Origin of the sequence: Mesoplasma coleopterae (genome assembly GCF_002804245.1) — a bacterium.
In the GTDB taxonomy this organism is placed as follows: Bacteria; Bacillota_I; Bacilli_A; order Mycoplasmatales; family Mycoplasmataceae; genus Mesoplasma; species Mesoplasma coleopterae.
The window spans coordinates 778,970-800,407 of the sequence record NZ_CP024968.1 but is presented as its reverse complement, the minus strand read 5'-3'; the positions used below and the strand labels follow the sequence as shown (position 1 = coordinate 800,407).

Sequence of the window (21,438 nt, the reverse complement as noted above, 5' to 3'; positions counted from 1 at the left end):
GCATGTTCCCCTTCATAAAATAAATTAAAACACATAATAGTTATAGTTTTCCACAATGTGTGGATAAAAATTTAAATTAAAAAGAAATAAACAGAACTAAATAAGAAAAAAAACAATAGTATAGTATTTTTCTTACTTTTTTCCACTTTTCCACAAAAGGTTAAAAAATAAGTTGAAAAAACAGGTTAAAAAATCAGAAGGATAAATTTTCTTAAAAATAACAATAAATAACTATACTTTTTATAGCACTTATATTATAATTAACAAGAATTATCAACTTTAAAAGGGGGTTTGAATACAATGAAAAGAACTTGACAACCATCAAAAATTAAACACGCTCGTGTTCACGGTTTTAGAGCTAGAATGGCTACTAAAAATGGAAGAAAAGTTATTAAAGCTCGTAGAGCAAAAGGTAGAGCTAAATTAACTGCTTAATTTTTTTGTGAAATGAAAAATAAAAAAATTATAAAAAAGAATTTTGAATTTCAGGAAATAATAAGTAAACAAGAATTTCATAGAAATTCTTCGTTTGTCATTTATTACACTAAAAATGATAAAGGATATTTTAGATATGGAATAAGTGTTGGTAAGAAGTTAGGAAATGCTGTCACCAGAAATAAAATAAAAAGACAAATCAGAATGATGATTCAAGATCAAATTAAAACATCACCTGAATTCTCATACGATATTATAATCATCGCAAGAAATAGAATGATGCAAAATTCTTTTGATCAAAATCAGAAAGAATTAAATAAGTTAATCGTCAGATTTTTAAAATAGCAAGGAGGTGCTAGTTTTGTATAATGAAAATCAATTATTTATGTCTAACCATAAGAAAAATGGGGTTATGTCATACATGAACTCAAATAGCACCACAAAAACAAAAAAAACTTTTTGACAAAAAATGTCAGATAGTAACGACAGAAAAAGAATATTAAAACTTATTTGAAAATGAGTTAAAATTTTAGGATTCTTATTTATCATAATCTCAATGATTTGAGGTTGTGTACAAATGTATCAAGATCCATATTTAATTCAAGAAGTTACAGATATGACAGGTAGAAGAGTTTATATGCCAGGTGTTTCATTTGAAATTGTTATTTCAGCTTTAGGTGAAAAACCTTCGCAAAACTGATCAGTAATAGTAAGTGGTTTGAATGGTCAACAATATGCATATAATGTTATCAGTTCTTGATCAGAAGCCTTTTCAAAAACTGGTTCACCTTTCTATGGATTCTTCGTTTATCCAACAGCATTATTACTTAATTCATTAATTAAGGGAATGTCAGGAACACTAAATCCAGAATTTGGAAATACAAGTTATGGAGTATCAGTTATATTTGCAATTTTATTTACAGTTATTATTATTAAATCTATATCATTAGCTTTTACTTGAAAATCTCAAGTAAATCAACATAAACAACAAGCATTCCAACTAAAACAAGCAGACATTCAAGCTAAATACAAAGGTGATAAATCACCTCAGGCAAGACAAAAAATGTCAGCTGAAATGCAAGCATTACAGAAAAAAGAAGGTTTCTCCCCATTCTCATCAATGGCTGGAGCTTTTGCATCAATGCCATTCTTATTTGCTATTTATGCAATTGTTAGATCAACAAAATCATTGAAAATCGCCAACGTAGGATTGATTGCGTTAATTGAAAAACCTTGATCACAAATGTTAAATGGAGAAGTGATTTATCTTTCATTGCTTGCTGTTTATTTACCATTGCAAATCATATCAATGTTATTGCCATTGATTTTACAATCAATTAAACAAAAATCAGTAACATTAACTGAAGCACAAAGAAAATCACGTAAAAAACAATATATCATGCAAGGTGTATTTGCATTCGTATTCATTTTTGTTGTTGCATCAGTTGCCTCAGGGGTTGCAATTTACTGAATATTCTCATCAACTTTCCAAATTATACAAACTTTAGGTTTCTTCTTCTGAAATCAGCATAAAGCCAACCGTTCTGTACAAGAAGTTCAACGTAGAAAACGTCAAGAAGAAAGAAGATTAGCAAAATTAAATAAATAATATAGTAACAGGAAACTGTTATTTTTTATTATTAAAAACATTTTAGGCAATCACATTAAATGTATAATTTTAATAAGAAAACTAACGGAGAATAATATATGAAATGACTTTTTACAGATTTTGATGGAACTTTAAGAAATAGTAGAGATGAAAAAAATTTAATTACTAAAAATGATATGGATTTTGTTAAAAAAATGCAAAAAAATGGAAATAAAATAATAGTTTCTACAGGAAGACCATTTGAACATATATCTGAGCATTTAAAAGAAAATTACCCTGATTTTATACCTGATTATTATTTAACAAATGCAGGAGCAGCAATATATGATAATAAAGGCAATGAATTATTTGCAAAATACTTGCCAGTTGATTTAACAAACGAAATAATTAATTTTGTTGAAAACAATAGAAGCGAAATATTTAGTTTAGTTTATTCATTTAAAGGAGAAGAGAATTTCTTTTATCATGATCATTGAGAAGAAGAAATGTCAGAAACTTTTATGGGTATGAAACCTCAAAATAGACCTTTTAATTACATTAAGGACAAAGAAATGATTTGTTTTAAAATGAGTTGTAAAACGTCAACATGGAATACACTTATGAAAAACCTTAAAAATAAGAGAATAAGTTTTAGTTATGTTTCAAATAATTTAAAAGAAATTACTTTTAATGAAATTCACAATGCTGAAGTTTCAAAAGGAAATGCTATAAAAGAGATGGCAAAAATATTTAACATTGATAAAAAAGATATAATAGTTGCAGGTGATGACAATAATGATCTTTCAATGTTTAAAGAATTCTTTGAAAATTCTTATATGGTAATTCAAGAACATAATGTAAATATAAGAGATAAAGCTAAATATGTGATTGATAAATTAAGTGATATTAAAATAGATTAGTTTTAAAAAAGATATTTTAAATGTATAATATTATTGCCGTGATAAAGATTACGCTCGAATGAGTCAGGACCGGAAGGTAGCAGCTATAAGAGAATGTGTCTTGTATCACGGTTTTTTTGTTTATAATTAAACTATGATAAATTTTGAAAAATATATAAATAATATTAAAATTAAAAATAATACAAAGGACGTACCTGTTTTTTCTTGCCTAATAAAGGATAAGAAAATAGTTTTTCATTCAAACAATAATAGTTATAAAAGAAAAAAAATAACAGGGCACGCAGAAATAAATGTAATTAATAAAGCAATAAGAAAAATGAATAATGCTAATTTGTCTGATCTCACTCTTTTTACTACTTTAGAACCATGTTTAATGTGTTATGGAGCAATTAAACAAGCAAAAATCAGTAATGTAGTTTATTTAACAGAGAACATTAAAATGAGTTTTAGAAACGATGTTAATATAGATGAAATTAAAATGAATATAACAAAACTTGAAGATTCGAAATTGGAATTAAAATATCAAAACTTGATATCAGATTTTTTTAAACATAAAAGAAAATAAGACCGCAATTATTTGTGGTCTTATTTTATTGAAATAAAATTTTCTATTTCAAAAACATTTGAAATAATATGTTTAGCAGCCATATGAGCTTTCATTGTTCCATTTTTCATTGCAAAAGAATTTGTACATCCGCTTAGCATTTCAAAATCATTATCTCCATCTCCGCTAACAATAATATTATCGTCAGAAATACTATATTTTTCTTTTAAAAATTTTATGCCAGAGTATTTAGAAACATCTTTATGCATTACTTCTAAATTGTATGGAGAAGTTTGAATGATTTTTAAATTTTTGAATCCTTCAAATAAACTTAGAATGTATTCAAAATCCTGAGGATGTGCAAAAAATGTTATGTTATTAAGATCTTTATTATTTAAAATCTCATTTGCATACTCCTTAAAGTTATCTTCCATTTTAAATCACTTTTCATGTACAATAGTTTCTTTGTATCTTGGAGTTTCTTCTTCAATACCAGAAAGAATTATGCAATTATTATGATCTGCTATTTTTATCCCACAAAATTTGTATAGCATATTAACAATTTCAAAAAGTTTTTTACGCCCTTCCATTTCAATAGATTGATTAAAAATTAATTCATTACCTTTATATAAGGAAGCACCATTGTTTGCCATCTTATATTCAGACTTTAAATTATAGTGCTCAATTAAATAATTTATATAACTAACATCTCTGCCAGTGGCAATGATAAAATTATTTTCTTTAGTTCATCTTTCAATAAAATTCAAATCTTTTTCTGCTATAACTTCTTTTTTTGAATTAACTGTAAGTGTTCCGTCAAAGTCAGATATTCATCATTTCATGTTTCTGTCCCCCTTTATAAAAATCATATTCTTTTTTTGTTTTTAAAAAATAATATTTATAAATAAATAAAGTACTTTTAAAATTGAAAATTTCTTTATTTTAAATATCTGAAACAGGTTTATAAAAACACCCAAAAATGTTAAAATTAATAATAAATATATTTTTATTTATTGGAGGGTTTATGGAACAAAACAAAGCATTATATAGAAAATACAGACCAAGTAATTTTGAAGACATAGCAGGACATCAAAATGTCGTTGAAATATTAAAAAATGAATTAAAGAATAATAAAATAAGTCATTCATTTTTATTTGCTGGACAAAGAGGAACTGGTAAAACATCTATAGCCAGAATATTAGCAAAAAGTGTTAACTGTTCAAACCTTTTAAACGGATTAGCATGTGAAGTTTGCGAAAGTTGTCTTGCTTCTAATGAACAAAGAAATCCAGATATTATTGAAATGGATGCTGCATCTAATAATGGTGTTGATGAAATTAGAGAAATAAAAAATAATATTAACTCTTTACCATTTATTGGCAAATATAAAATTTATATTATAGATGAAGTTCATATGTTAACAAAGGCTGCATTTAATGCGCTTCTAAAAACTCTTGAAGAACCACCAATACATGCTATATTTATTTTGGCAACAACTGAATATGCAAAAATACCAGCAACAATACTTTCAAGATGTCAAATATTTAATTTTAAAAAAATAGACAGAATCTCACTTATGAACAGATTAAATTTTATTTGTGAAAATGAAGGATATAAAATAGACAAAGATGTGCTAGAAGAAATAGCAATTATTTCTGAGGGATCATTGAGAGATGCTTCAAATGTTATTGAACAGCTAATGACCGTTACTTCTGAACACATTACTATTGAGGACTTAAAAGCAGTTTTCTATGTAGCAACAAAAACTGAAAAAATTCAGATATTAGTAAACATATTAAATAACGAACCTGCAACAATAATAAATTATTTTGAAAAGGCAAATAATCAAGGGATGGATTTTGATGTCTTAACACTAAACTTGATCGAAATTGTAAAAGAAATAATTGAATACAAATTTACAAAAGATTCTAATGTTTTAAATATTTTAGAAGAATCAGATTTATCTAATTTTTCAAATACCGAAGTTAAATCACTTTTTGAAGTAGCTGATAATTTAAGTGAGGCATATGCTAAAACTAAAGGTACAAGCATTAACTTTAATTATTTATTAATTAGTGTATTAAAAACACTAAAAAATCCAGTTGAACAGAAAATTAAAGTAAGTGAAACAATAAAACCAATTATTGAAACAAAAGATGAAATAATTGCTGAAAAAATTTCTGAAGGAACGAATATAATTTCTGAACCATTTATAACAAATAATTTGGAAGAATCAAATAGTAATCAAATAGAAAAACCTGTAGAAGAAAGTGTTGTAGAAACTTTACCAACTCAAGAAACACAAGTTTTATTTAAAGAAAATATTGTTGAGAATGAAGAAAGTAAATTAATTGTTGAAGAAAAAAATGAAGATGAAATAACAGAAGTAGTCGTCGAACCAAAAGTTAATGAAGAAAATTTTGAAATCAAAACATTAACAAATCTTAAAATACAATTAAATAAAAACCTAGTTGCTAATGAAGAAAAGAAAACATATAAAATTGAAATCTCGGAAGTAATAAATTTATTAGTTGGTGCAAGCAAAAATAAACGTGAAGAAATTGAAGCAAAACTTAATAGTTTTTTTGATGCAGATGAAAAGGATAATTTAATAAATCCAGAGTTAGCAAAAAAATACATAAATTTCTTTAACTTTAAAGTTATAGCTGCATCACAAAATGAAATACTTTTAAGATCAGAGGATTTTGAAAATGTTAACAATTTATTAGTAACATTGCAAAATGAAGAACAAAGAGAGCTAATACAAAAAGAGTTTGATAAATTATTATTTTTACCAATTGATGAAGAGTTTTGAAATGAAATAAAAGTAACATTTAAAAAATTAAAAGAAAATGGACAATTGCCAACATATAAGCAAATAAATTATGATGATTATTTTGACAGCAAAAAACAATCAGTCGTTTTAAGTCATTTTGATGATAAAACAATTGAAGCAGCATCGAGATTATTTAACATTGATGAATTAGAAATAGAGGATTAATTATGAATAAAGAATTGTTTGAAGAAATTATAAGTAACATTAATAAAAACAACGGTCTTACTAAGAAAACTAGTGAGAGATTAGTTAACAACTTAATAATTGATAAATTTGCTTTAGACAATTTTGTTAAACAACTTAATCTAATAAAAGAAAATATTTCTATTTGCTCAATCTGTAACTATTATGAAATTGAAAGCAAGTGCATAATTTGTTCTGATGAAAGTAGAAATCAAAATGTTATTTGTGTTGTTGCAAGTCAATTAGACGTTAATAACATTGAAAAAATTAATAAATATAAAGGTCTTTATCATATTTTAGGATCTGAAATAAATTTAAATAAGAAAAAATCGCCATCAGAAATTAATTTTGAAAATCTTCTGTCAAGAATCGGCAAAAATAGTGAATTGATTTTAGCCTTGAACGCAACTTTTGAAGGAGAACTAACAACGAATTATATTTACCAATTGACAAAGAATTTAAATATAAATATTACAAGAATTGCAAAAGGTATTCCAATGGGTGGAAGCCTTGACTACATGGATGAAACAACTTTAGAAAGTGCATTCAAAAATAGAAAGAAATATGAGGTGTAGTATGTTCATAACAATTGAAGGAATGGATGGCAGTGGTAAAACAACTGCGCTGCAAAGGGTTAAAAAGCATTTAGAAGATTTAAACTACAAGGTTGTTATGACAAGAGAACCAGGCGGTTTACCAATTTCTGAAAAAATCAGAGATCTTATATTAAATAAAGATAGTCAAGGCATGGAACCATGAACAGAAGCTTTACTTTTTATTGCAGCTAGAAAAGAACATCTTGAAAAAGTAATCAAACCTTATCTTGAGCAAGGTTATATAGTTATTTCTGATAGATTTATGGATTCAACAACTGCATATCAAGGTGGAGCAAGAGGACTTGGTGTAGATTATTTAAACGAATTACAAAAAACTATTTTGGAAGGATTCTTACCAGATTTAACTTTATATTTTGAATTAAGTTTCGAAGATGCTGAAAAAAGACTTTCTGGAAGACATGATGAAAAAAATAGATTAGATGAAGAAGGAAGAAAATTTAAAGAGTCTGTAAAACAAGCATTTGAAGACTTATCAAAAAAAGAAGCGCAAAGAATAACTGTTATTGATGCGTCAAAAACACCTGACGAAGTTTTTGAACAAACTAAAAATGTTATTTTAGAAAAGATAGAATTATGAAAAAAAGAGAAGCACTAGAAAAGTTTGTTGAGCAATTAAAAAATCAAAAAATGTTTAGCTCTATTTTAGTATCAAATGATAGCCAAGAAAATCTAAACAATTTTGCGAACGAATTGTCGAGAATAATTTTTTGTGAAAATTTAAGTATTGAAAATGACCAATGTAAAAATTGTAAAAGATTTGAAAGCAAAAGTTTGTCAAATTTTGTGTTTCTTGGTGATGGAAACTTAGCTATTAACAAGACAGATATTATTGAACTTATGCAAAAATTCTCTTTAACAACAAATGAAGTTAATAAGTTTAAAGTTTATGTTTTAGCTAATGCAGAAAATCTAAAAAATGAATCAGGTAATTCTTTACTAAAATTCATAGAAGAACCACCAGAAAATACTATTGCTATTTTGCTAACTAAAAATAAAAGTCAGGTGCTACCAACAATTAAATCAAGATGTAAATTAGTTGTCTTAGAAAATGAAATAAAAACAGAAACTCCTAAAAACTTAATCGAGCTGATTTTAGAAAAAGATAAAAATTCTATTTTGCTTTCAAACTCTGAATTAAAGAAAATAGAAAAATCAGAATTAATAGCTATGCTTGAAGAAGCTTATGGTAGAACAATAATTAAAAATCACTTAAATATAGCAGAAGCAACACAGCAATTAATTAATGATTTAAAATTCACATTTCAAACCAATTTAGCGATAGACGTCTTTTTAATACATGTAAGTGAGGTAATCTAATGAAAATTTTGAATGATTTACTAGGATATGAAAATAGAAAAATTTATCAAGATTCTGAAATGTTTAACTTTACATTAGACAGTATTCTTATAGCAAGATTTGTAAATTTGAAAAGTGGAATAAATAAAATTGTTGATTTTGGCACTAATAATGCAGTTATACCTTTAATAATTTCAAAATATACAAATGCAAAAATTGTTGGAGTTGAAATTCAAGAAAAGGCTGCAGCTTTAGCAATTGAAAACATAAAATTAAATAATCTTGTAGATCAAGTTGAAATAGTAAATAAAGATATCAAAGTCTATGCTAAAGAAATGGCTAATAAATTTGATGCAGTAATATGTAATCCTCCATTTTTTAAAAAACATGAAGAATCAAAAGTAAAAAAGATTAGCGAAGAAGTTGTTAACGCAAGACACGAGACTTTAATAACTCTTGAAGAAATAATAAAAAATGCAGGATTGATTCTAAAAAATGGAGGCTCTTTTACATTAGTTCATAGACCTGAAAGAACTGGCGAAATAATTAATTTGCTTTATAAATATAAATTCGCGCCTAAAAGAATGCAATTCATTCATTCAAAAGTTGGAGAAGAAGCTAAAACAATTTTAATTGATGCAATTTTAGAAGGAAATGAAGGAATGCAAATAATTAAGCCTTTAATTTCACATAAAGAAGATGAATCATATACTAATGAACTATTGAAATACTTTAAGGACTAGAAATTATGCAAAAATTTAAAATAAATACGTCATTTTCATATTTAGTTGCAGTTTCAGGTGGACCTGACAGCATGTTTATGTTGAATGAATTAGTTAAAATGAGTGTAAAAGATTTAGTTGTTTGTCATGTTAATTATAATTTCAGAAATGATTCAGATAATGATCAGAAAATAGTTGAAGAATTTTGTGCAAAAAATAATTTGAAATTAGAAAAACTTGTAATTGAGCAAGACTACTCTTTACTTAAAGAAAATTTTGAAAGTTGAGCTAGAAAAACTAGATATGATTTTTTTGTTGAAGTTTCCAAAAAACACAATATTAAAAATGTATTAATAGCTCACAATAGAAATGATTTAGTAGAAACTTTTTTATTACAACAAGAAAGAAAAAGTTTTGTTAAACATTATGGCTTAAATAAAACTTCTATATATAAAGATTTAATTATTGTTAGACCAATGTTAAACATTTTAAAATCAGAAATTTTAGTCGCATTAAAAGAAGAAAAAGTACCGTATGCAGTTGATTCAACAAATGAAGATATTAAATATAAAAGAAACAAAATAAGAGCAGAGTTATCAGAAAATTTATTCCCTGAGATAGTGGAACAAATAAAGTTATTAAATAATGAGCTTGAGAAAAAGAGTTTGAAAGTTGATTGATATGTTAATAATAATATGTCAGCGGACGAACTTAAAATTAATAAAAATTTACAGGATAGTAATCTTGAATTTATTCAAAGAACTATTTACAAGTGATTGGAATTAATAAAAAAAGATTTTGTTATACAAAATAGAAGAAATAAAACAATTTTTGAAATAGCTAAAAATATTAAAGTTTCTGAAAAAGTTTTTTGAGAGATCAAAATTGGAAATTATTCAATAATAAAAGATTATGATAATTTATTTTTAATTGAAACCAAAGTAATAGAGCCAAAAACTTTTGTAATTAAGTCGAAAGAAGATTTATATCTTGCGGAAGAATTCATAAATTGGTTAGACTTAGTGAATGCAATTAAACGAAATAAAGAAAATTATCCTTATGTTATTACTAATGATTTTTTAAAGTACAAATTAGACACTTATACGTTAGGTAAAAAAACGAATAGATATTTAATTGATAAAAAAATTAGATACAAAAATAGAATGTTAAAAGCTGTTGTTTATAGTAAAAGAACAAAGAAAATCTTGAATACTATTAAGTAGAGTAATAATTTAAATAATGGTATTATTAAAATAGAATAAAAATCTTGAGACGGAGGAATAAAATGAAGACTAAAAAAAGTAAGTCAACTTTATGGTTTTGGTTAATAATCTTATTAGCTGTTATAGTTACAATAATTATTATTGCCGTTACTGTTAAAGGAACAACTCAGGTTTGAAGTGGTGAAACACTAAGAATATGAATACATGGAGGAAAAATCGGCGATACAGAAATAGGAAAACATTTGCCAAACATTAATCCCAAGGCAGATGAGTTTTGAAAAAATGTTGTAATATATCAAGGAACAAATGGCACAGTTGTAATAAAAGGTGCATTTAGACCTGATGTAAATTCAAAATATGTAAATTTTATTTCATACATTAACACAGATCAGTTAAAAACTTTATTTCCTGAAGATATATATCCTATGTTTCCTTGACCATCACTTGTTTACCAAGGGTCAGTTGGAATGGCACTATTAGTTTCATTAGCACCACTATTAATTTATGTATTATTATTTGGTGGAATAATTTGATTCATGATGAAAGGTTCTGCTGGAGCTGGAGCTGGAGCAGGAAATATTTTTGGTATGGGTAAAAATAGAGCTCGTGCTGAAAAATCAGATGTTAAATTTGCTAACGTTGCAGGTATTGAAGAAGAAAAATCAGAATTAGTTGAATTAGTTGATTATCTAAAATTCCCTGCAAAATATGCAGAAGCTGGAGCTAGAGCACCAAAAGGTGTTTTAATGGAAGGTCCGCCAGGAACTGGTAAAACTTTATTAGCAAAAGCTGTAGCTGGAGAAGCTGGAGTTTCATTCTTCTCAATTGCTGGTTCTGAATTTGAAGAAATGTTTGTTGGTGTTGGAGCAAGTCGTGTTCGTGAAATGTTTAATGACGCTAAAAAAGCAGCACCTGCAATTATATTCATTGATGAAATTGATGCAGTAGGTAGAAAAAGAAATAACGGTATGGGTTCAGGTGGAAATGAACAAACATTAAACCAGTTATTGGTTGAAATGGATGGATTTGGAACTAACTCAGGAATCATTGTTATGGCTGCAACAAACCGTGCAGACGTATTAGACCCTGCTTTATTAAGACCAGGACGTTTTGATAGAGTTATTCAAGTTTCATTACCTGATATTAAAGAACGTAAAGCTATTTTAGAATTACATGCTAAAGGTAAAAAAATTGATAGTTCAGTTGATTGATATAGGGTTGCTGAAAGAACTCCAGGTTTCTCTGGTGCTCAATTAGAAAATGTTTTAAACGAAGCTGCAATTTTAATGGTTAGAGAAAAACGTGACATTATTACAATTACTGAAATTGATGAAGCTATTGATCGTGTAGTTGGTGGACCAGCTAAAAAATCACGTGCAATGACTAAACAAGATAAAGACATTGTTTCATATCATGAATCAGGACATGCATTAATTGGATTAAAACTTGATAGTGCATCAAAAGTTCAAAAAGTTACAATTATCCCGCGTGGTAATGCAGGTGGTTATACAATTATGACACCAAAAGATGAAACTGTATTTTCTTCTAAAAAGGATTTATTTGCAACAATTGCTGGATATTTAGGTGGTAGAGCCGCTGAAGAAATTATGTTTGGAAAAGAAAACGTAACAACAGGTGCTCATGACGATTTAGATAAAGCAACAAACATTGCTAGAAGAATGGTTGTTCAATTTGGTATGTCAAGTTTAGGTATGACAAAATACTTAACAATGGCTGAAGAATCATATGGTAAAATGGAAGGTACATATTCTGATGAAACCGCAGCTAAAATTGATGCTGAAATTTCAAAAATTCTTGAAGAATCTTATAAAATTGCTTTAAAAATAATTAAAGAAAATATGGAGACTCTAGAATTATTGGCAGAATCATTAAGAGTGCTTGAAACTATTACTGCAGAACAAATCGAATACATTAATAAAAATAAAAAATTACCTGAAGAAGTTTTAGAGCTAAAAGACAGAATGGCTAAAGAAAATGAAAAAATCAAAAAAGGTGAAATTATCGACATTAAAGTAGAAGATTTAGATATTGAAGAATAATTAAAATGGAGTTACTCTCCATTTTTGTTTTAAAGTTTGTTCTTGTTTATGAAACAAAAAAAGCTAAAATTATATAGAAATAAACAACTGGATGAGGAGAATTAAGATGAATAAACATTTTGATGTTATTGTAATTGGTGGTGGTCACGCAGGTGTTGAAGCAGCTTTAGCTTCAGCAAGATTAAATAAAAAAACAGCACTTATAAATTTATACAAAGACAGAATAGCTGCTATGCCTTGTAATCCGAGTATTGGTGGCCCTGCAAAAGGAATTGTAGTAAGAGAAATTGATGCTTTAGGTGGAGAAATGGCAAAAGCCGCTGATAAAACAGCTTTACAAACAAAACTTCTTAATTCTTCAAGAGGTCCTGGAGTATGAGCTCTTAGAGTTCAATCAGATAAAGAAGAATATTCAAAGTATATGCAGAATGTTGTTGAAACACAATCTAATTTAGAATTAATTGAAGCAATAGCATCTGATCTTGTTATTGACGATAATTCAGTAAAAGGTGTAGTTTTAAACAATGGAGATATTATTAATGCAACTTGTGTTATTTTAACTACTGGAACATATCTTAAATCTGAAATATTAACAGGTCATGAAAAATATTCTTCAGGTCCAAATGAAGAACCAACATCAAATGGAATAAGTCAATCATTAAAAAAAGCGGGCATTGAACTATTTAGATTTAAAACTGGAACACCTCCAAGAATTTTTAAAAACTCTGTAGATCTTTCTAAAGCTATTAAAGAACCAGGAACTAATGCAAAATTGGCTTTTAGTTTTTCTACAGATGAGTATACTCCAATTGAAAATCAGGAACTTTGTTATTTAATTCACTCAACACCAGAAACAAAAAAAATTATTGAAGATAACTTAACAAAGTCTGCTATGTACTCTGGGAAAGTTGAATCGATAGGACCAAGATATTGTCCAAGTTTTGAAGATAAAATTGTAAGGTTTTCTTCAAAAGAAACTCATCAAATTTTTATTGAACCAGAATCACTAAAAGGAGATGCGTGATATATTCAAGGTTTTTCAACATCAATGCCAACTGATATTCAATTGCTTATGATTAGATCTTTACCAGGATTTGAAAAGGCAGAAGTTAAAACTTGAGCTTATGCAATTGAATATGACTGTATAAACCCAATGCAATTAAAACCGTCATTGGAATTAAAGAATATTAGTAACTTATTTACAGCTGGGCAAATAAATGGGACAAGTGGATATGAGGAAGCTGCAGGACAAGGGTTAATAGCAGGAATAAATGCATCAAGAAAAGTTGATAATTTAGAACCATTAATTTTAAGAAGAGATGAAGCATATATTGGCGTAATGATTGATGATTTAATTAATAAAGGGGTTTGAGAACCTTACAGACTTTTAACAAGTAGAGCAGAACATAGATTGCTTTTAAGAAATGATAATGCAGAACATAGATTAAAAGAAAAAGGTTTTCAAATTGGATTAATTAAGGATCAAGAATACAATAAATATTTAAATTATACTCAAGAAATAAATGAAGCAATTAAAGAGTTAGAAGAAATTAGATTTACACCAAAATCAAAACTTGCCATCGAATTAAAAGAACTAGGGCAAGCTGATTTAAATCATGGATATAGTGGTATTGAAATTTTAAAAATACCAACTGTTGATATAAATGTTATGATTCCACATATTAAGTCTTTACAGAGTTTAAAAAATAATCAATTGCAATCAATTGTTATCGAAACTAGATTTGCAGGATATGTTAAAACTGAAAGAAAAACAGTCGAAAGATTAATTAAACTTGAAAAGAAAAAAATACCATCAAATATTGACTATGATAAGATTGAAAACTTAGCTACTGAAGCTAGACAAAAACTAAAAAAAGTAATGCCTTTAAATATAGGGCAGGCATCTAGAATTACTGGGGTAAATCCTGCAGACATACAAATGCTGTTGTTTTACCTTAAAAATAACTATGCCAACGAACAAATGTAACACTAAAAGTTCACTTAGTCAAATATTTGTTTATAATTAATATAAAAAAGAAGGAGGCATAAATATGTCAATTGAAATGAAAAATAAAAAACATACGAGATCAATTGGTTTAATATTTGTTTTAGTTTTATTTATAGTTTTAATAATCGCGTTTAAACTTTTAAACCAAGCAACAAATGGAACATCAGATTGATTTAAAACAATCACTGAATCAGGTCTTGTTGAAACAAAATACATCGATGCAGCATGATTTACAGGAAATGAAGGATTAAGTCATTTTATTTCAGGACCAATGGGATTTAAATCATTAGCTCAGTTTAAATTAGCATCAAAATTTGGAAGTGAAGGATATATCACATTCTTATTGCCAATTTTCTGAGACTTATTAATTAATTGAATTGCAATTGTAGGAATAATTTTCTTAGTTATTTCAATAATTATGAGCTTTGTTAGAGAAAACAAAATTAACAAAATTCTTTCTGAAAAAGGATCTACAACAGCTATTGAAGAAGTTAAAGAAATTTCAAAAGAAGAAATCAAACAAGAAGCAATTAAATTAGAAGAAAAATTAGAAGAAGAAGTTATTGTTAAAAAACCTGCTAAAAAGAAAGTTAAAAAACCTGCTGTTAAAAAAGTAGCTGAACCTAAAGTTGAAGAAGTTAAAGTTGCTAAAACAAAAACAACACCTAAAAAAGAAACAACTAAAAAACCAGTATCTTCAAAAAAAGTAGCTGAACCTAAAGTTGAAGAAGTTAAGGTTATTAAAGAAAAAGTAGCTCCAGTAGTTATTCCTTCAAAAACTGAATCAAAGTATGTAATTAAAAAACGTTATAACCAGGTTTCTAAAAAAGATATTTTAACTAAATTAGAAAAAACTCATCCTGAATTTAGTAAAAAATCAGTTAAAGAAGTTGTTAATAGTGCTTTCGAAGTTATGGCTGACGCAATTTTAAAAAATGAAGAAATTGTTATCTCAAATTTTGGAAAACTTACAAAAGTTCATAAAGAAGCTAAAAAAGGTAAAAACCCATCAACAGGTGCTGTTATCGACATTCCGGCTTCAAATACAGTTAAATTTAAGGCTAATAAACACTTGAAAGAGAATATGTCAAAGGGTAAATGAACAGGATTAACAAAAGTTAAAAAAGAAATTAAAAAATAATAATTTTAACACCAAAAGGTGTTTTTTTTGTTTTTGCTTTTTTTTGAATAAAAAAAAGTTATAATAATTTAAACAATTGAATAGAAAAACTTATACATGACAACATAATGGGTTGTCGACCTGCCTTTGGACCTATCCTCAGACTATAAGCGTGGGGGTTTTTTAGTACTAAAAAACCTCTTTTTCTTTGTTTAGAAGGAGTAAAGATGAAAAAACTATTGTTATCACTGTTAAGCACAACAATAATAAGTACAAGTTTAACAACCGTTGTTTCTTGCGGAACTGAGAAACATTTTGGTGAAATATATTTAGTAACTGATGCAGGTAAGATTGATGATAAATCGTTTAATCAATCAGCATATGAAGCTGGAACAGAGTTTGTTAAAGAAATTTTGGGCAAGGATCTAAAAATTGGTTATATTCAACCTGATTCAACTGCACCAAAAACTATGAAAAGAGCTTACAAAACAGCTAAGAGTAATAATGCAAAAACTTTATTACTTCCAGGTTTTCACCATGCTATGCCAGGAGAGGGTGACCACCAGGCTGCAAAAGTAATGGAAAATTCAGGTTCAACAATAATTTTAGATTCAAACAGCGCTGCTAATAATGAAATTGGAGTTGTTTTTAGAGGAGATGTTTCAGGGTTTTATGCAGGAATGGCATCAATTATCTATTCTCTAAATAATGGTAACTATACTAATAATACGTTATCTTTAGGAGCATTTGGAGGAGTATCTAACCCTGCATCAGTTGACAACTTTATAGTCGGTTACTTGGCTTCAATAGATGTTTTCAATCAATTAAAAACAAATGATCAATTTTTAGAAAATTTTAATATTGACAAAGATATAGCAACAAAAGTAACTGTTAGAAAAGCTCAAAATGGATGACCCAAATCTAAAGATGACACAACGTGATTTTCAAATAGTTTTTTAATTGGACAATCAAAATTAGTACTAGATAATTTGAAAGATACATCTAAATCTGTCAAACCAAATGTTTTAATGCCAGTTGCTGGTTCTCAAACCTCAGACGCAATCAGTTATGACAATTCTTGAAAAGTTATAGGTGTTGATACAGACCAAGCAGAATCATATGGTAAAGATGCTGAAAATAGATTCATAACATCAGCTGAAAAGGATTTAAAAAATTCAACAATTGTTTCATTAGCTCATACACCAGAATGAATGGATAATAAAGAATACCCGGATATTTTAGAAAAAGTAGGATTAAAATACTCAGATAAAATTCAATTGACAAAAGAAGTTAAAAAAGAAGATGGTACATCAACTTTTGAGGACATTGACATTAAAGCGAAAGAATCCTGAACAGGAATGGATGTTTGAGTAAATGGAACAATGTCTTCAGGTGGTGCCAATCTATTAGACGATTCATTAGCAAATAAAATTAAAGAATACTTTACTCCACAAGCGCTAACAGAAGCATCAAAATTATTATTTTCTAAATATATAAATGGAGTAATACCTTCTTCAGGAACAATTATTGCTGTTGAACCAGTTGCTGATTATGCCAAAACAGTTATTGACAATTTAGAAACTCAGCCAGAATCAGGTAAAGAATAAAGGAGAATCATGAATAATATTAATGCTGTAGAAATGAAAAATATTTCAATGATTTTTAATAAAAAAATCGTTGCTAACAAAAACATTAATCTAGAAGTTAAAAAAGGCGAAGTTCATGCGTTAATGGGTGAGAACGGTGCAGGTAAATCAACATTAATGTCAATCCTTTTTGGTATATATGAACCAACAGAAGGAAATATATTTATAAATGGAAAAGAAGAAATCATTTCATCACCAGTTAAAGCAACAAAGCTTGGGATTGGTATGGTACACCAACACTTTAAATTAGTAGATATTTTTCCAGTTTGAAAAAATATAATATTAGGATCAGAAGAAACTAAATATAAACAAATTATTAATAAGAAAAAGATAATTGAAGATTTAACTAAAATAATGACTGAGTACAATCTTGAAGTAGATTTAAATGCTAAAGTTAAAGATATTTCAGTTGGTATGAAGCAAAGAGTTGAGATATTGAAAATCCTTTATAGAAAAGCTGAAATAATGGTATTTGATGAACCAACAGCAGTTTTAACACCTATAGAAATTGATGGTCTTTTAAAAGTTATTAAAGAGTTAAAAGAAATGGGTAAAACTATAATTTTAATTACACATAAAATGGCAGAAATTAAAGAAGTTGCTGATAGAGCTACAATCATTAGAAAAGGTACATACGTAGGTACATACGATGTTAAAAAAACTTCTGCAAGCAAATTAGCAGAAGCAATGGTTGGAAGAAAAATAGTTGAAATAAAAAATAATCATAAACCAAATAATAACGAAAACCTAATTGTTATTGAAGATTTAAATGTAAAAAAACATAGTAATAATAAAGTACTAGGTTTAAAAAATTTTTCAACATCAATTAAAGCAGGAGAAATTCTTGGTATAGCTGGTGTTGAAGGAAATGGTCAAATTGAATTAGCTGAAGCCATCAGCGGAATGGTCAAGGTTGAAAGTGGAAAAATTTATGTTAAAGATAAAAACATAGTTAATGAATCAATTAGTAAAAGATATAATGAACATAAAATGGGATTTATACCAGAAGATAGACATAAGTTTGGATTAGTATTAGATGCTAATTTAATAACAAACGTGGCTCTTCAAGATATTTCAACAAAAAAATATAGTAAACGTGGTTTTATTAATAAAACAGCAATGCAAACAAAAACACAACAAATAATAAGTAAATTTGATGTTAGAAATGCTGATGCAGGCTTTGCAATAGCAAGACAATTATCTGGTGGTAATCAACAAAAAATGATTATAGGTAGAGAACTATCGAGAGAAAATAATTTTATAATTATTTTCCAACCGACAAGAGGGTTAGACGTAGGATCAATTGAGTTTATACATGCTGAAATTTTAAAAGCAAAAGAAGAAGGAAAAGCAATTTTATTAATTTCATATGAATTATCTGAAATATTGCAATTGTCAGATCGCATTTTAGTTTTAAACTCAGGTGAAATAGTTGGTGAAGTTTCAGGTAAGGAAGCAACAAGAGAAATAGTAGGGAAAATGATGGTTTCATCAGTAGTGGAGTAATTTATGAAAAAAATTAATCAATGAAAATTTAAAACAAAATCAATTGCTTACATAAAATCAACAACATTTAAAACAAAAACATCTTATGTTAAAGTTTCATTTATATCAATAATTCTTGGTTTATTATGTGGAATCATTTTCCTATATTGTTTTGGTATGAATGGTTTTGGGTTTATTTTTAGCAGTATAATTAAACCATTTGCCTCACCAGTAGAACCAGAAGGTACAATTATTTTACTAGCAGTGTTTATATTGTTAGGTCTAGGTTTAGCCTTAGGTTTTAGAATTAAATTATTTAACATGGGAGGAAGCGGTCAAGCAATTGGTGGTTTATTAATTACTTATTTATTCCTTAATGCAATAACAGGAGGAGCAGATTTCTCTAATTTACCTGCTGGATATGGAATTTTATTATTCTTGATATTTATAGTTTCAGGAGCTATAGTTTCTTCACTAACGGGTATATTAAAAGTTTTATTCAACATTCATGAGGTAGCAACTTCAATTGTTATCAACTGAATTTTATGATACTTACTTAAATATGTATTGTTTATTAAATTTGATACTCAATTGAATTCGCCTAACTTGCCAGAAGTTTTTGGTTCTCAATTATGAGTATTTGCAATTGTATTTGCAATTGCTTCAATAATAATTGTTTTTGTAGTTTGTGAAACTACAACAGTTGGGTATAAATATAAAGTTGTTGGAATGCAATCAACAGCTGCTAAGTATGCAGGAATTAAAACAAATACATTTATCATAGGTGTTACTGCGTTACAAGGGGTGTTTATATCTGCTGCAGGGTTCTTCTACTACTTTGGTTTAAAAAGTAATATATCAGTAGCAAATGACATTATGCCATTATTAGGATTTGATGGTATACCAATAGCATTAGTTGCGTTTAATAATTTCTTAGGAATAATTCCAATTGCTATATTATGAGCAGTATTAAAAGATGGTATTCAATTAACAATGAACTCTCCACAATATATGGGTCTTCCATCAGAAACTTCAGATCTATTATTTGGGATTATAATTTTATTCTCAACAATGTATCTATTACTAATGAAAATAAATGTAACAAATTATATTTGTACAATAATTCACAAATTTAAAAATCCAAATTTTAAATCAGAGATTCAAATTATCAATTCAAAAATAAGAAAACTTAAAAAACAAAAACATTTCATATTACAGAATAAAGAATTCAATTCAGAAAAAACAAAAATAAAAGAATTAAAATCAAATTTAAAAACAACAACAGATGTTGAAAAATTGAAAGAAGAATTAAGTAATCTAATCTATGAATATAATGAAGCAAAAACATTTAAAATTTCAAAAATTAAAAATGAAATAAAAGATTTGAAAATGGAAAAAAAATCATTGATCAACAAAACATTAGAAGCATATAATAAAAACTCAATCAATGGATTAAAAAAAGTTTATGAAGGTAAATACAGTTCCACAACGTTTCCTATTTTAGATCAAGTAGTTTTAATAGAATCAGAGATTCAAAACATAAATGAAGAATTGAAAAATGCTACAAATGAAAATTTTGAAAAATTGTTAAAAGAAAAAAATAAATTAGAAGAAAAAGCCAATTCTTTAATTCAAAAACAAGAATTACAAATTAAAGAATTTAAGAATAATTTTGCTTTAACAAAACAAGAAGCAAAAAAATACTTAAAAGATATTAAGCAAAATTACAAAATTGAAATCAAAAAACTAGAATCAAAATCAGCTTCTAAAACTTTTAGAAAATTAAAAATAAAAAAATTAAAAATAGACTTAATAGAAAAACAAATGGAGGTAGTAAAACTTTATGGAAGCAATATTTAGTTTAGCAATAGGTTTCTTTGTTGTTTTTACATTGGGAGCTATCTCGGGAATGTTTTCTGAAAGATCAGGAGTTGTAAATTTAGGTATTGAAGGATTTATGACAATTGGTGCCTTAGCATACGTATCATTTTGCTTTATGGTTAAGAAGACTACAAATAATTATGAAGATTTACACATTCTTTATTTAGTAATTGGTGCTATATTCTCAATGGTTGTTGCTGGAATATTTTCATTGCTACAAACATTAATGGTATTAAAATTAAAAACAGATCAAATTATTTCAGGAACAGTAATTAACTTACTTGCTCAAGGGATTGCATTATTTATAGTTCACATTCAAGGATTTGGCACTGGTGGAACTGTTTTAGGTTCAATTAGCCCTAAGCTGATATCATTTAACTATTTCATATTTTATGCCATATTTACATTATTTGTCACAGTTAGCATTGGTTTATATTTTACTTTTACAAAAGTTGGAACAAGACATATAGCCGCTGGTGAAAATCCACAAGCTTTAGATGCAGCTGGAGTTAAAGTTAATAAATATAGATTTATTTGCATTACTATTTCAGGGGCAATCTCAGGTTTAGCTGGAACAATGTTTGTTATTACACAATCATTACAAAACTTCAATGGAAGCGTTCAAGGATTGGGATTCATCGCATTAGCAATTATGATAATTGGTCAATGAAGAGTAAGTTTAATTGTTATGTTTTCAATAATATTTTCAATAATGTTCAGTATTGGACAAAAAATAACAGGTTTAAACTCATTGCCAAGAGCACTTCCATTTATCATGTCAATTGTTGTTATGGTAATTGCTTCAAAATGATCATCACCGCCTCAAGCTAGTGGTGTACCATTTGATAAAACTTTAAGATAAAATAATAGTAGA

Annotated in this window: 19 protein-coding genes, 1 other RNA gene and 1 riboswitch; of the genes, 19 read left to right on the top strand and 1 reads right to left on the bottom strand. The window is 27.3% G+C overall.

Translation table 4 applies throughout. The annotated features are described in order from the left end of the window. The first annotated feature begins 300 nt into the window (after positions 1 to 300). The 6 genes from rpmH (at position 301) to MCOLE_RS03610 (ending at position 3,508) form a co-directional block, all read left to right on the top strand. Positions 301 to 435, top strand: a complete 135-nt coding sequence (gene rpmH / locus MCOLE_RS03635) for a 50S ribosomal protein L34 (RefSeq protein ID WP_011183579.1) — start codon at positions 301 to 303, stop codon at positions 433 to 435. A gap of 12 nt (positions 436 to 447) precedes the next feature. Beyond that, the gene (gene rnpA / locus MCOLE_RS03630) at positions 448 to 780 is read left to right on the top strand and encodes a ribonuclease P protein component (protein ID WP_100671526.1); all 333 of its coding nucleotides are present in this window, start codon (positions 448 to 450) and stop codon (positions 778 to 780) included. Between the two features lie 40 nt (positions 781 to 820). Next, positions 821 to 2,044: a membrane protein insertase YidC gene (gene yidC / locus MCOLE_RS03625; RefSeq protein ID WP_425270570.1), complete on the top strand. Its 1,224-nt coding sequence runs from the start codon at positions 821 to 823 to the stop codon at positions 2,042 to 2,044. A gap of 98 nt (positions 2,045 to 2,142) precedes the next feature. Beyond that, positions 2,143 to 2,943 carry a Cof-type HAD-IIB family hydrolase gene (locus MCOLE_RS03620; protein WP_100671522.1) on the top strand — a complete coding sequence of 267 codons (801 nt, stop codon included), beginning with the start codon at positions 2,143 to 2,145 and terminating at the stop codon, positions 2,941 to 2,943. Between the two features lie 28 nt (positions 2,944 to 2,971). Further along, an RNA gene (gene ffs, locus MCOLE_RS03615) (signal recognition particle sRNA small type) lies at positions 2,972 to 3,067 on the top strand. A gap of 9 nt (positions 3,068 to 3,076) precedes the next feature. Beyond that, the gene (locus tag MCOLE_RS03610; RefSeq protein WP_100671520.1) at positions 3,077 to 3,508 is read left to right on the top strand and encodes a nucleoside deaminase; all 432 of its coding nucleotides are present in this window, start codon (positions 3,077 to 3,079) and stop codon (positions 3,506 to 3,508) included. A gap of 20 nt (positions 3,509 to 3,528) precedes the next feature. Here the strand turns inward: MCOLE_RS03610 and MCOLE_RS03605 are convergent, their stop codons facing one another. Beyond that, positions 3,529 to 4,329: an HAD-IIB family hydrolase gene (locus tag MCOLE_RS03605; protein WP_164704251.1), complete on the bottom strand. Its 801-nt coding sequence runs from the start codon at positions 4,327 to 4,329 to the stop codon at positions 3,529 to 3,531. Between the two features lie 182 nt (positions 4,330 to 4,511). On the opposite strand from MCOLE_RS03605, the gene dnaX reads away from it, so the two are divergent. From dnaX to MCOLE_RS03540, 13 genes are all read left to right on the top strand, one after another. Further along, the gene (gene dnaX / locus MCOLE_RS03600) at positions 4,512 to 6,488 is read left to right on the top strand and encodes a DNA polymerase III subunit gamma/tau (RefSeq protein WP_100671516.1); all 1,977 of its coding nucleotides are present in this window, start codon (positions 4,512 to 4,514) and stop codon (positions 6,486 to 6,488) included. A gap of 2 nt (positions 6,489 to 6,490) precedes the next feature. Further along, positions 6,491 to 7,081 (top strand): recombination mediator RecR, encoded by a 591-nt coding sequence (recR, locus tag MCOLE_RS03595; protein ID WP_100671514.1) that lies wholly within the window; start codon positions 6,491 to 6,493, stop codon positions 7,079 to 7,081. Between the two features lies 1 nt (position 7,082). After that, on the top strand, positions 7,083 to 7,718 hold the full coding sequence (gene tmk, locus MCOLE_RS03590) for a dTMP kinase (protein ID WP_100671512.1): 636 nt from the start codon (positions 7,083 to 7,085) through the stop codon (positions 7,716 to 7,718). Beyond that, on the top strand, positions 7,697 to 8,440 hold the full coding sequence (locus tag MCOLE_RS03585) for a hypothetical protein (protein ID WP_100671510.1): 744 nt from the start codon (positions 7,697 to 7,699) through the stop codon (positions 8,438 to 8,440). The genes tmk and MCOLE_RS03585 overlap by 22 nt, the downstream gene beginning before the upstream one ends. After that, on the top strand, positions 8,440 to 9,162 hold the full coding sequence (locus tag MCOLE_RS03580; protein ID WP_100671508.1) for a tRNA1(Val) (adenine(37)-N6)-methyltransferase: 723 nt from the start codon (positions 8,440 to 8,442) through the stop codon (positions 9,160 to 9,162). Before MCOLE_RS03585 ends, MCOLE_RS03580 begins: the two co-directional genes overlap by 1 nt. Before the next feature lie 5 nt (positions 9,163 to 9,167). Continuing rightward, positions 9,168 to 10,364 (top strand): tRNA lysidine(34) synthetase TilS, encoded by a 1,197-nt coding sequence (tilS, locus tag MCOLE_RS03575; protein WP_100671506.1) that lies wholly within the window; start codon positions 9,168 to 9,170, stop codon positions 10,362 to 10,364. A 62-nt stretch (positions 10,365 to 10,426) separates the two neighbouring features. Continuing rightward, entirely contained in the window at positions 10,427 to 12,424 is a 1,998-nt protein-coding gene (gene ftsH, locus MCOLE_RS03570; protein WP_100671504.1) for an ATP-dependent zinc metalloprotease FtsH, read from the top strand. Positions 12,425 to 12,530: 106 nt separating this feature from the next. Next, entirely contained in the window at positions 12,531 to 14,411 is a 1,881-nt protein-coding gene (gene mnmG, locus MCOLE_RS03565; RefSeq protein WP_100671502.1) for a tRNA uridine-5-carboxymethylaminomethyl(34) synthesis enzyme MnmG, read from the top strand. A gap of 64 nt (positions 14,412 to 14,475) precedes the next feature. Next, entirely contained in the window at positions 14,476 to 15,573 is a 1,098-nt protein-coding gene (locus MCOLE_RS03560) for an HU family DNA-binding protein (protein ID WP_100671500.1), read from the top strand. 88 nt (positions 15,574 to 15,661) lie between these two features. Next, a riboswitch (nucleoside riboswitch) is annotated at positions 15,662 to 15,724 on the top strand. Between the two features lie 55 nt (positions 15,725 to 15,779). Continuing rightward, on the top strand, positions 15,780 to 17,159 hold the full coding sequence (locus MCOLE_RS03555) for a BMP family ABC transporter substrate-binding protein (protein WP_100671498.1): 1,380 nt from the start codon (positions 15,780 to 15,782) through the stop codon (positions 17,157 to 17,159). Between the two features lie 9 nt (positions 17,160 to 17,168). Then, positions 17,169 to 18,704, top strand: a complete 1,536-nt coding sequence (locus MCOLE_RS03550) for an ABC transporter ATP-binding protein (protein WP_100671496.1) — start codon at positions 17,169 to 17,171, stop codon at positions 18,702 to 18,704. Positions 18,705 to 18,707: 3 nt separating this feature from the next. Then, the gene (locus MCOLE_RS03545; RefSeq protein WP_100671494.1) at positions 18,708 to 20,543 is read left to right on the top strand and encodes an ABC transporter permease; all 1,836 of its coding nucleotides are present in this window, start codon (positions 18,708 to 18,710) and stop codon (positions 20,541 to 20,543) included. Beyond that, on the top strand, positions 20,527 to 21,426 hold the full coding sequence (locus tag MCOLE_RS03540) for an ABC transporter permease (RefSeq protein WP_100671492.1): 900 nt from the start codon (positions 20,527 to 20,529) through the stop codon (positions 21,424 to 21,426). Before MCOLE_RS03545 ends, MCOLE_RS03540 begins: the two co-directional genes overlap by 17 nt. Positions 21,427 to 21,438: the final 12 nt, after the last annotated feature.